Source organism: Staphylococcus sp. HMSC62B09, assembly GCF_001839115.1.
Taxonomy (GTDB): domain Bacteria; phylum Bacillota; class Bacilli; order Staphylococcales; family Staphylococcaceae; genus Staphylococcus; species Staphylococcus haemolyticus.
The window spans coordinates 1-10,463 of sequence record NZ_KV840087.1; the positions used below are offsets into that span (position 1 = coordinate 1).

Sequence of the window (10,463 nt, forward strand, 5' to 3'; positions counted from 1 at the left end):
TTTGGACTCATCAGTCCGATTTGACGTAGAGCCCTTTTATATTAGATGAATTTATTTTTTTAATTAAAGAGTAAATAACATTGTCGTGATGAATAAAAATATATGATAAAATAGCAATTGCTAAGATAAAGACTGAGGTGTTAATATGATTGGAATTATAGGAGCTATGGAAGAAGAAGTAGCTATACTAAAAGACAAATTAACAGATATGAATGAAATTTCTGTTGCACATGTAAAGTTTTATAGAGGGAAATTAAATTCAAAAGAAGTAGTGTTAACTCAAAGTGGTATTGGCAAAGTAAATGCTGCTATTTCAACTACGTTATTAATTGAAAAATTCAATCCAAAACTCATCATCAACACTGGATCTGCCGGTGCATTAGATGAGAGTTTATCTGTTGGAGATATGTTAATTAGTAATGATGTTGTTTATCATGATGTTGATGCAACAGCATTTGGCTATAAACTGGGTCAAATACCTCAAATGCCATTAGAATTTAAGTCAGATCAAGAACTACTTAAATCGGTAGAAACAGTAATTAATAAAAAAAATTATAATGCTAAAATTGGCCAAATTGTTAGCGGTGATAGTTTTATTGGTAGTGTAGAGCAGCGATTAACAATTAAACGACAGTTTCCTGAGGCTATGGCTGTTGAAATGGAGGCAACTGCAATTGCACAAACTTGCTATCAATTTCATGTTCCTTTTATAGTTACACGTGCAGTCTCAGATTTAGCTAATGGTAAAGCAGACATATCTTTTGAAGAATTTCTTGGCGAAGCCGCAAAATCTTCAAGTTCAATTGTTGAAGCATTAATTAAAGTTTTATAAATAATAATAAAGGTGATAAATAAATGGGATTAATAAAAAAATTTTTTATGCCAAATGACTACGTTAAGTCTGTATTTCAAATAGATATTGAAAAGTTAGCTGAGGCTGGTTTTAAAGGTATTATCACAGATTTAGATAATACCTTAGTGGGTTGGGATGTTAAATCTCCAACTATAGAGATACAGCAATGGTTTAAAAGAGCAAATGAGTTAGGTATCACAATTACAATTGTATCTAACAACAATGAAGATAGAGTATCTAGTTTTTCTAAAGATCTAGATGTGGATTTTATTTTCAAAGCAAGAAAACCTATGGGCAAAGCATTTAAAAAAGCTATTAAACATATGAATATTAATCCAGAAGAAACGATTGTCATTGGAGACCAAATGTTAACTGATGTATTTGGAGGCAATCGAAATGGTTTATATACAATTATGGTGGTTCCTGTTAAACGTACAGATGGTTTTATTACAAAGTTCAACCGTATTATTGAACGTCGCTTATTAAATTACTTTAAAAATAAAGGCTATATCACATGGGAGGAAAATTGATTGGATGACACATTAAAATGTATTGGCTGTGGTGCGCCACTTCAGTCCGAAGATAAAAGTGCACCTGGTTATGTTCCTGAACATAACCTTTTTAGAGAGGATGTTATTTGCCAACGTTGTTTTAGACTAAAAAATTACAATGAAATTCAAGATGTTGGAATGGATAGTGAAGATTTTTTAAATTTATTAAATGAACTGTCTGACCGAAATGGCATTATTGTTAATGTAGTTGACATATTTGACTTTGAAGGATCATTTATTAATGCTTTAAAACGAATAGTTGGTAACAAGAAGATTATTTTAGCAGCAAATAAACTAGATCTTCTACCAAAACAGATTAATAAACGACGAGTAAAAGAATGGCTTAAGAAAACTGCTAGAAAATATGGCTTAGATGCTGACGATGTTATATTGATATCTGCTCAAAAAGGTTGGGGTATCGATGATCTTCTAGCATCAATTGACCAAAATCGAAATAAACAGGATGTTTATATAGTAGGCACAACAAACGTAGGTAAATCTACACTTATAAATAAATTGATTGAACAAAGTGTAGGAGAGAAAGATGTAGTTACTACATCAAGATTTCCTGGTACTACATTAGACTTAATTGACATACCTTTAGATGAAAAAACGTTTATGTATGATACTCCTGGTATTATTCAATCTCATCAAATGACACACTATGTTTCTGAAAAAGAACTAAAAACAATCGTACCTAAAAATGAAATTAAGCAAAGAGTTTTCCAACTGAATGAAGGGCAAACGTTATTCTTTGGTGGGTTATCTAGAATTGATTATGTCTCAGGTGGAAAAAGACCGCTAGTTTGTTATTTTTCAAATGATTTAAATATTCACCGTACCAAAACAGAAAAAGCTAATGATTTATGGCGAAATCAAATTGGAAATGTTTTAACACCACCAAATAACCCAGATCAATTTGATATGAGTAATACTAAAGCAGTTAGACTAGAGACTGGAAAAGAGAAAAAAGACATAATGATTTCCGGTCTAGGGTTTATAACAATTGAATCAGGTGCAAAAGTTATTGTGCGTGTACCAAAAAATGTTGATGTAATCTTAAGAAATTCAATAATGTAAGGTGGATTATTTATGAATTATGCAGTGATAGGCGATCCAATTTCTCACTCTTTATCTCCAATAATGCATAATGCAAACTTTAAATCATTAGATATGCAAGATTCGTACGAAGCTTTGCATGTACGTAAAGAAGACTTCCATAATATACGTAATATTATAGAAGATAAGCGTATTGTTGGATTTAATGTGACAATTCCTCATAAAGAGAGTATTATTCAGTATCTTGATGAAATTGATGATCAATCAAAAGCAGTAGGAGCTGTTAATACTGTAAAAATTGTTGATAATAAATGGATTGGTTATAACACAGATGGAATTGGCTATGTTTCAGGTCTCAAACAAATATATCCTGATTTAGCTAATGCTTATATTCTTATTCTAGGTGCTGGTGGCGCAAGTAAAGGAATTGCTAATGAACTTAATAAGATTGTTCAACCTAAATTAACAATCGCAAACAGAACGATGAGTAGATTTGAATCATGGGATATGAATATTAATGCTATTTCATTAAACCAAGCTGAACAATATTTAGATGAATTTGATATTATCATCAACACAACATCAGCAGGACTAGATAATAACGATGACACTGTTATAAAATTAGACAATCTATCATCAAGAACACTAGTCAGTGATATTATTTATATTCCATATAAGACTAAGTTATTAAAGGAAGCTGAACTTAAAGGTAACGTGATTCATAATGGTTTAGATATGTTTATAAATCAGGGCGCTGAAAGTTTTAAAATATGGACGGGAAAAAAACCAAACTTAAAAGAAATGAAAAATACAGTATTAAGTAAATTACAAGGAGTTTAATATGTTAACAGGAAAACAAAAAAGATATTTAAGAAGTTTAGCTCACAATTTAGATCCTATTTTTCAAATTGGTAAATCAGGTATTAATGAAAATATGATTGCTCAAATCGATGATACACTTGAAAATAGAGAATTAATTAAAATACACGTGTTACAAAATAATTTTGATGATAAAAATGAATTAGCGGTAGCGTTAAGCAATGCAACTAAAAGTGAAATTGTACAGGTGATTGGTTCTATGATCGTAATATATAGAGAATCAGTTGATAATAAAGAAATTACATTACCATAAGTTATGAATAAGAAAACAATAGTTCTCTATGGTGGTCAATTCAATCCAATACACACTGCACACATGTTAGTTGCTAATGAAGTTTATCATCACCTTCAACCAGATAAATTTTATTTCCTACCAAGTTTTATGGCACCTTTAAAAACTCACGATGAATATTTAGATGCTAAATATCGTATCAAAATGATAAATTTAGCAATTAATGAATTAGGTTTTGGTGAAATTTGTGATATCGAACTTAACAGGAGAGGCCAAAGCTATACTTATGATACGATAAAAGATTTCGCAAAAAATGAAAAAAATGCTAAGATTTATTTCGTTATCGGAACTGATCAGTATAAGCAACTAGATAAATGGTATGAAATTGATAAATTAAAAAAACTAATCAAGTTTGTAGTTGTTAACAGAGATGTTAACTATCAAGAAATAGAAGATTCAATGATAGCAATTCAAATACCGAGAATGGATATTAGCTCTTCATTAATTCGAAATCGTGTAAAAAATAAACAACCAATAAATATCTTGGTTCCTCCTAGTATTCACGACTATATAAGAGAGGAAGGATTTTATGAAAATTGACAAAGCTATTGAACTTATTAAAGATAAACTACCTGAAAAACGATTCAAACATTCGTTAAGAGTAGCTGAAACTGCTGTAAAATTAGCAGAAATTTATGATGGTGATAAAGATAAAGCTAATTTAGCTGGTGTATTACATGATTATTGCAAATACGATGATTTAAGTACTATGTATCAAATTGTTAGACAGCATGATTTAGATAGTGAATTATTAAGTTATGGTGGAGAAATCTTACACGGACCTGTCTGTGCCGCTATAATGCGCTCAGAATTTGGATTCGAAGATGAAGAAGTCTTACTAGCAATTAAGAACCATACAACTGGACGTAAAGAAATGACTAAAACTGAAAAACTTGTATTCATTGCTGATTATATTGAACCAGGGAGAAAAACCCCAGGAGTTGAAGAAATAAGAGATATGGCATACAATCAAGGTAGCTTAGATAAAACGATTTATGAAATTTCTAAGCGAACGGTACTTTTCTTAATCAGTAAGGATATTACAGTTTATGGCAAAACGATTTCATGTTTAAACTATTATAATTATAGTGATCAAAGAATAAAGGATGATTAAATGAATTCAGAAGAATTATTAAATATTGCTGTCGATGCGACAGAAAACAAAAAAGCAGAAGATATTGTTTCTCTAAATATGAAAGGCATCAGTGATATGACTGATTATTTTGTGATTTGTCACGGCAATAATGAACGTCAAGTTCAATCAATTGCTAGAGCAGTTAAAGAAGCTGCACATGAACAAGCTATTGATGTCAAACGTATGGAAGGGTATCAAAGTGCCAGATGGGTTTTAATTGATTTGGCAGATGTAGTTATTCATGTCTTCCATAAAGACGAACGTAATTATTATAATATTGAGAAGCTTTATCAAGATGCACCAATAGAATCATATGGTCAGGTTGCTTATTAAATGACCCAATATGTTGAAATGAGTCAAGTATATGATCAACTTACACAAGACCAACCTTATGATAAATGGTTTGAGATAGTACAACATTATTCTCAAAATTTTAATCATAAGCCTAATATTCTTGATCTTGGTTGTGGGACAGGCAGTTTAACTGCACAACTTAGTACTATTGGTTCGGTAACAGGAATGGATTTAAGTTCTGATATGCTAGCCATTGCTGCAAACAAATCTAATCAAGTATTATGGTTAGAGGGAGATATGACCGATTTTTCATTTAATAATAAATTAGATGTAATAACAATATTTTGTGATTCACTGAATTATTTACCTGATATAGAAGATGTAAATAAAACATTTATAAATGTTTTCAATCATTTATCAGAAAATGGCGTTTTTATATTTGATGTTCACACTATTTATAAGATGAGTACGTTGTTTCATAATCAATGTTATATTGATGAAAATGAGTCAACCTTTTTAGCATGGGAAGCCATTGAAGGTGATGAACCTTTTAGTGTTTATCACGACATGAGTTTCTTTATAGAAGACAATAACGGTACTTATCAACGATTTAATGAATCTCACTATCAAAGAACCTTTGAAAAAGAAACTTATATAAACATGTTAAATCAAATAGGTTTTAAAAACATCGAAACATTTATTGACTTTAACCGAAATAATCACGATGATCATGGTGAGCGCCTGTTCTTCGTAGCTTTTAAATAAATAAAGTAAACTCATCTCCTCAAACGTTTATACATATAAGGAGATGAGTTTTTTGTTTAAAGATAAAAAAGAGTTATTATATATTATTAAGCAATGGAAATTCCAATTGAGTATCACTGTATTAGTGATTATATCTATAGCTTTATTTCTAATTTTTTCGAAATCAGATGAAGACACAAATGATACTAAACCTATTGTTACATCTCATGTAAACTCTAATTAAAAAGGAAAAAATCATGATGTGTTGAAAAATAATGATAAAACTAATAATAAGATAGAATCTAATACAATTCAAAATGGAGACGAAATAGTTTTTGTAGATATTAAAGGTGCAGTAGAACACCCAAATGTTTATAAAATGAAAAGTTCAGATCGAATAAAAGATGTGTTAGATAAAGCTAAATTGCTTACTGACGCGGATTTGAGTCAGGTCAATTTGTCTGAAAAGTTAACAGATCAAAAAATGATATATATTCCCTCTGCTAATGAAAATAAAAATCGCATAACTCAAAATGACGATAATAATAAAAGTGGCCATAGTAAGTCTTTAAATTCATCATCTACTAATAAGGTCAATATAAATACTGCAAGCGAAACAGAATTATTAAAAATCCCGGGTGTTGGTCCTACTAAAGTAAGAGAAATTATTGATTACAGACAAAAAAATAATACGTTTCATTCAATTGAAGATTTGAAAAATATTAAAGGTATTGGTGATAAAACTTTTGAAAGAATTAAGGAATATGTAACAACTTAATATTGATTATTGGCTTCTATTTAAGGATACTTTATAATATTTATAATAATTACGTATTGGAGTGAAGAAAATGGAAAGATTGAAATGGGATGAATACTTTATGGCGCAAAGTCATCTATTAGCTTTGCGCTCAACTTGTCAAAGATTATCAGTAGGGGCAACAATCGTTAAAGACAATAGAATTATTGCTGGAGGTTATAATGGGTCAGTAGCTGGAGAAGTTCATTGTATTGATGAAGGATGTTTAATTGAAGATGGCCACTGTATTAGAACCATTCACGCCGAAATGAATGCTTTATTACAATGTGCTAAACAAGGTGTATCGACTGATGGAGCTACTATATACGTTACTCATTTCCCATGCCTTAATTGCACAAAATCTATAATTCAGGCTGGTATTAAACAAATATACTATGCTGAAGACTATCACAATCATAAATACGCACTAGAACTTTTAGATCAAGCAGGTGTTGATTATAAAAAAATACCTTTTTCAGCACAAAATGTAGCTCGATATTTGACTAACTAAATTTATGATATTTTATGCATTATCTTTTCTATCAGGTATTTTATGGATACATATAAAATGGATTGCCGTTCTTATTACTCTATTGTTAATCATTATCTCGCTACAAAAGAGATTAAAGTTACGACATATTTTCTTTTTGATTATTTGTTTATTTTCCGGCTTAACTTTTGAACACTTTCACAATGAATATAATTTAAATAAAGACGAATTTCTTAAGTCAAATTCTAATATATCTACCGAAGTTCAATTTGGTTCCAAGATAGAGAAACAAGAGAGACAACTAAAAGGTATATTTGAACTTAGTCATCAACCTTTCGTGTATTACCTCTATTCTAATTATCTAAAAGAAAAGGATCTAGAAAATAAATCTTGTGTTATTAAAGGCAAGGTAATTAGTGTTTTAAATCATACTCCTTATGTCTCTATAAGTAATGTAGACTTAAATTCATGTCATATTACTAAAAGTAAAAATATAATTGAAAAACAAAGAGACTTTATTATTAAAAAATTAAACAATTCAAGTTTATCTCATCCTGAATATGTTATCGCTTTAGTAACTGGAGATGTAAATGGAATCAATACTGATTTCATTGATAAAGTAAAAGATATCGATATCTACCATTTATTAGCCGTTAGCGGATCACATATTGCAACAATTTCATTTCTCATTTATCAACCACTTGTAAGATTAAACATTCCTAAAGTAATTATTAATGGTTTAATCATCTTATTTTTATCAATATTTGCATATTATACTGGTTTTGCACCAAGTGCACTAAGAGCAATTTTAGCAACAACTACTGTCATACTTATTTCAAATAAAACAAAAATAGCTTCTATAGATATACTAGGTCTCATATTTTTAGTTATGACCTTTTTCAAGCCTGATTATCTATATGACATTGGTTTCCAATTTTCATTTATAATCTCATTTTTTATTATTATTTCATTTCCTCTTCTTAAAAAATTAACTTTCATTAAAAATATTTTTGTACTTACATTTATCGCACAACTCTCTTCAACTATAATTTCAATCTATCATTTTAACCAAATTCAATGGATAGGATTACTATCCAATCTCATTTTTGTTCCATTTTATAGTTTTATCATTTTTCCATTAGCCATATTTTTATTCTTTGCTTATCATTTTGTAAGTGATACGGCATTGCCTAATTTAGTTTTTGACAAAATATACATAGTTCATAACAAACTTTTAGATTTATTCTTAACTTTTAAATATTATCAAATTTTTATAGCACCTAAATCGGCAGTAGAATTTTCTATTTTCGTATTATTAATAGTACTCATTTATATCTTTTTCTGTTATAAAAAAATGAAAATTCTGTTTTTATTCATTATCGTGTTTATAGTTTTATGTGTTTTTAATGTTCGATCAAATGTTAGCACGATAACCTTCTTTGATGTTGGTCAAGGGGATAGTCTAATCTTTCAAACAAGAAAACAAGAAACTGTCATGGTTGATACCGGTGGTAAAGAGGTTAAAATAGGTAATATTGATAATCATAATATTGCTAAATATCATATTATACCAACATTAAAGCAAAAAAGAATTACAAAAATTGATCATCTAATTATTACTCATCCGCATGCAGATCACATTGGTGAATTACCATGTATCGCCCAACACATCAGAATCAAAAAGTTATATATAAACTTATATAGCTATTCTGAAATAGAATTAATAAAAATAAAACGTTTATGTAAGATCAATAATATTGAATTAATAGATGCTACAACGATACAATTTATTCAACTAAATAATTCTAAAATTTCATTTTTACATGGAGATATTCCCAACAGTAATGATAAAAATGAACATAGCATCATTTTACTTATTGAATATCAAAGATATAAGATGCTTTTACTAGGTGATGTAACAAAAAATAATGAATCAAAATTAATGAAAATATATCAATTACCAAAAATTGATATACTGAAAGTTGCTCATCATGGAAGTAAGACTAGCAGTTCTGAATCATTTATTAACTTAATAAAGCCAACAATAAGTATCATTTCAAGTGGTAAAAACAATAAATATCACTTACCTAATCGAGAAACGTTACAAACGCTAAGATCTATAAATAGTTCAATTTTAAACACACAAGATGTTGGAGAAATAACGATAGACTTAGACCATGATTTAGATATAAAATTCAAAAATTAGCTATTTATCTAGTGAGGCTTTATACAGACGTGGTATAATTATAAATGTTTGATATTTGAAAGGGAGTTCACAATTATGGCAAATAACATTATGGCAATATATGGTGAAGTGCCTGAATTAGTTGAAAAGAAAAGCAATGAACTGACACATTCATTCTTAAATGAAGATAAAGATGATTTTAACTATATTAAATATAATCTTTATGAAACTGATATGTCTACAGTTATTGAAGAAGCTTTAACTATGCCTTTTATATCTGAGAAAAAAGTCATTGTTGTTAAAAATTCATTCATGTTTACTGGTGAAAAAGTTAACAAAGATATTACACCAAATAATGAACAAGTTATTGAATTCTTAGAAAAATACGATGGTGAAAACTTAGTCATTTTTGAAATATATAGCAATAAATTAGATGAGAGAAAGAAATTAACTAAAACATTAAAGAAAACTAGTAAACTTTCAAAAGTAGAACAAATGTCAGAACAAGAAATTAAATCATGGATGCAAAATCAGTTACACAAGAATTACAAAGATATAAAACAAGATGCATTAAATTTGTTTATAGAATTAACTGGTGTTAACTTTAATATCGTTTCTCAAGAATTAGACAAAATTTCATTATTCCTAGGTGATAGAACCACTATTACTAAAAATGATGTTAGTTTAATAATAAATAGAAGTTTAGAGCAAAATGTTTTTCTTTTAACAGAGTTCATTCAGAAGAACCAGAAAGATAAGGCTATACAATTAGTAAGAGATTTAATAATTATGAAAGAAGAACCTATAAAATTACTGGCGCTTATTACAAGTAATTATAGATTATATTATCAATGTAAAATTCTTGCTCAAAAGGGCTATAGTGGCCAGCAAATTGCTAAGACCATAAATGTTCACCCTTATAGAGTTAAACTAGCATTAAATCAAGTACGTCATTACGAGTTAGGTCAACTACTAAATATTATTAATAACTGTGCCGAAACAGATTATAAACTAAAATCTTCATATATGGACAAACATTTAATTCTTGAATTATTTATTTTATCACTTTAAATATTAATCAAATTCAAATATTTAAATCAAATCAGTGATAAACATATAATTAATATTATATGGGAATTTGTCTAACAATTAAAGAGGCTGGGACATAATTTCTAACAAATTAGC

At 28.7% G+C, this 10,463-nt stretch carries 14 protein-coding genes and 1 pseudogene; all 15 read left to right on the forward strand.

What is annotated here, in order from left to right:
• Nucleotides 1-145: 145 nt before the first annotated feature.
• The 15 genes and pseudogenes from HMPREF3265_RS01045 (at nt 146) to holA (ending at nt 10,349) form a co-directional block, all read left to right on the forward strand.
• Complete coding sequence (locus HMPREF3265_RS01045) at nt 146-832, forward strand: 5'-methylthioadenosine/adenosylhomocysteine nucleosidase (RefSeq protein ID WP_070860863.1); 687 nt, start codon at nt 146-148, stop codon at nt 830-832.
• A gap of 23 nt (nt 833-855) precedes the next feature.
• Complete coding sequence (locus HMPREF3265_RS01050) at nt 856-1,383, forward strand: YqeG family HAD IIIA-type phosphatase (RefSeq protein WP_037550701.1); 528 nt, start codon at nt 856-858, stop codon at nt 1,381-1,383.
• Entirely contained in the window at nt 1,384-2,484 is a 1,101-nt protein-coding gene (gene yqeH, locus HMPREF3265_RS01055; protein WP_070860864.1) for a ribosome biogenesis GTPase YqeH, read from the forward strand. It begins immediately after the preceding gene.
• Nucleotides 2,485-2,496: 12 nt separating this feature from the next.
• Nucleotides 2,497-3,303, forward strand: a complete 807-nt coding sequence (gene aroE, locus HMPREF3265_RS01060; protein WP_070581573.1) for a shikimate dehydrogenase — start codon at nt 2,497-2,499, stop codon at nt 3,301-3,303.
• 1 nt (nt 3,304) lies between these two features.
• Nucleotides 3,305-3,595, forward strand: coding sequence for a ribosome assembly RNA-binding protein YhbY (gene yhbY / locus HMPREF3265_RS01065; protein WP_037536659.1), 291 nt, complete (start codon nt 3,305-3,307; stop codon nt 3,593-3,595).
• Between the two features lie 3 nt (nt 3,596-3,598).
• Nucleotides 3,599-4,174: a nicotinate (nicotinamide) nucleotide adenylyltransferase gene (gene nadD, locus HMPREF3265_RS01070; protein ID WP_070581574.1), complete on the forward strand. Its 576-nt coding sequence runs from the start codon at nt 3,599-3,601 to the stop codon at nt 4,172-4,174.
• Nucleotides 4,164-4,748, forward strand: coding sequence for a bis(5'-nucleosyl)-tetraphosphatase (symmetrical) YqeK (yqeK, locus tag HMPREF3265_RS01075; RefSeq protein WP_070860865.1), 585 nt, complete (start codon nt 4,164-4,166; stop codon nt 4,746-4,748). The genes nadD and yqeK overlap by 11 nt, the downstream gene beginning before the upstream one ends.
• Nucleotides 4,749-5,102 carry a ribosome silencing factor gene (gene rsfS / locus HMPREF3265_RS01080; RefSeq protein ID WP_037550694.1) on the forward strand — a complete coding sequence of 118 codons (354 nt, stop codon included), beginning with the start codon at nt 4,749-4,751 and terminating at the stop codon, nt 5,100-5,102.
• Nucleotides 5,103-5,828 carry a class I SAM-dependent DNA methyltransferase gene (locus HMPREF3265_RS01085; protein ID WP_070860866.1) on the forward strand — a complete coding sequence of 242 codons (726 nt, stop codon included), beginning with the start codon at nt 5,103-5,105 and terminating at the stop codon, nt 5,826-5,828.
• Nucleotides 5,829-5,880: 52 nt separating this feature from the next.
• A complete protein-coding gene (locus HMPREF3265_RS12780) occupies nt 5,881-6,051 on the forward strand; it encodes a hypothetical protein (RefSeq protein WP_256323905.1) in 171 nt (56 codons plus the stop codon).
• Between the two features lie 90 nt (nt 6,052-6,141).
• Nucleotides 6,142-6,322 (forward strand): annotated as a pseudogene (locus HMPREF3265_RS13055) (hypothetical protein); the annotation flags it as partial.
• Between the two features lie 8 nt (nt 6,323-6,330).
• Nucleotides 6,331-6,585: a ComEA family DNA-binding protein gene (locus HMPREF3265_RS13060; RefSeq protein ID WP_371106704.1), complete on the forward strand. Its 255-nt coding sequence runs from the start codon at nt 6,331-6,333 to the stop codon at nt 6,583-6,585.
• A gap of 70 nt (nt 6,586-6,655) precedes the next feature.
• Nucleotides 6,656-7,114: a ComE operon protein 2 gene (locus HMPREF3265_RS01095; protein WP_070860867.1), complete on the forward strand. Its 459-nt coding sequence runs from the start codon at nt 6,656-6,658 to the stop codon at nt 7,112-7,114.
• 4 nt (nt 7,115-7,118) lie between these two features.
• Nucleotides 7,119-9,299 carry a DNA internalization-related competence protein ComEC/Rec2 gene (locus HMPREF3265_RS01100; RefSeq protein ID WP_070860868.1) on the forward strand — a complete coding sequence of 727 codons (2,181 nt, stop codon included), beginning with the start codon at nt 7,119-7,121 and terminating at the stop codon, nt 9,297-9,299.
• Nucleotides 9,300-9,374: 75 nt separating this feature from the next.
• Nucleotides 9,375-10,349 carry a DNA polymerase III subunit delta gene (gene holA / locus HMPREF3265_RS01105; RefSeq protein ID WP_070860869.1) on the forward strand — a complete coding sequence of 325 codons (975 nt, stop codon included), beginning with the start codon at nt 9,375-9,377 and terminating at the stop codon, nt 10,347-10,349.
• Nucleotides 10,350-10,463 lie beyond the last annotated feature (114 nt).

Bases quoted from the DNA above. Each gene is read 5' to 3' on its own strand.
- HMPREF3265_RS01050 (WP_037550701.1), top strand. From the start codon at position 856: ATGGGATTAATAAAAAAATTTTTTATGCCAAATGACTACGTTAAGTCT.
- rsfS (WP_037550694.1), top strand. From the start codon at position 4,749: ATGAATTCAGAAGAATTATTAAATATTGCTGTCGATGCGACAGAAAAC.
- HMPREF3265_RS01100 (WP_070860868.1), top strand. From the start codon at position 7,119: ATGATATTTTATGCATTATCTTTTCTATCAGGTATTTTATGGATACAT.
- holA (WP_070860869.1), top strand. From the start codon at position 9,375: ATGGCAAATAACATTATGGCAATATATGGTGAAGTGCCTGAATTAGTT.
- yhbY (WP_037536659.1), top strand. From the start codon at position 3,305: ATGTTAACAGGAAAACAAAAAAGATATTTAAGAAGTTTAGCTCACAAT.
- HMPREF3265_RS01045 (WP_070860863.1), top strand. From the start codon at position 146: ATGATTGGAATTATAGGAGCTATGGAAGAAGAAGTAGCTATACTAAAA.
- aroE (WP_070581573.1), top strand. From the start codon at position 2,497: ATGAATTATGCAGTGATAGGCGATCCAATTTCTCACTCTTTATCTCCA.
- nadD (WP_070581574.1), top strand. From the start codon at position 3,599: ATGAATAAGAAAACAATAGTTCTCTATGGTGGTCAATTCAATCCAATA.
- HMPREF3265_RS01085 (WP_070860866.1), top strand. From the start codon at position 5,103: ATGACCCAATATGTTGAAATGAGTCAAGTATATGATCAACTTACACAA.
- yqeK (WP_070860865.1), top strand. From the start codon at position 4,164: ATGAAAATTGACAAAGCTATTGAACTTATTAAAGATAAACTACCTGAA.
- HMPREF3265_RS01095 (WP_070860867.1), top strand. From the start codon at position 6,656: ATGGAAAGATTGAAATGGGATGAATACTTTATGGCGCAAAGTCATCTA.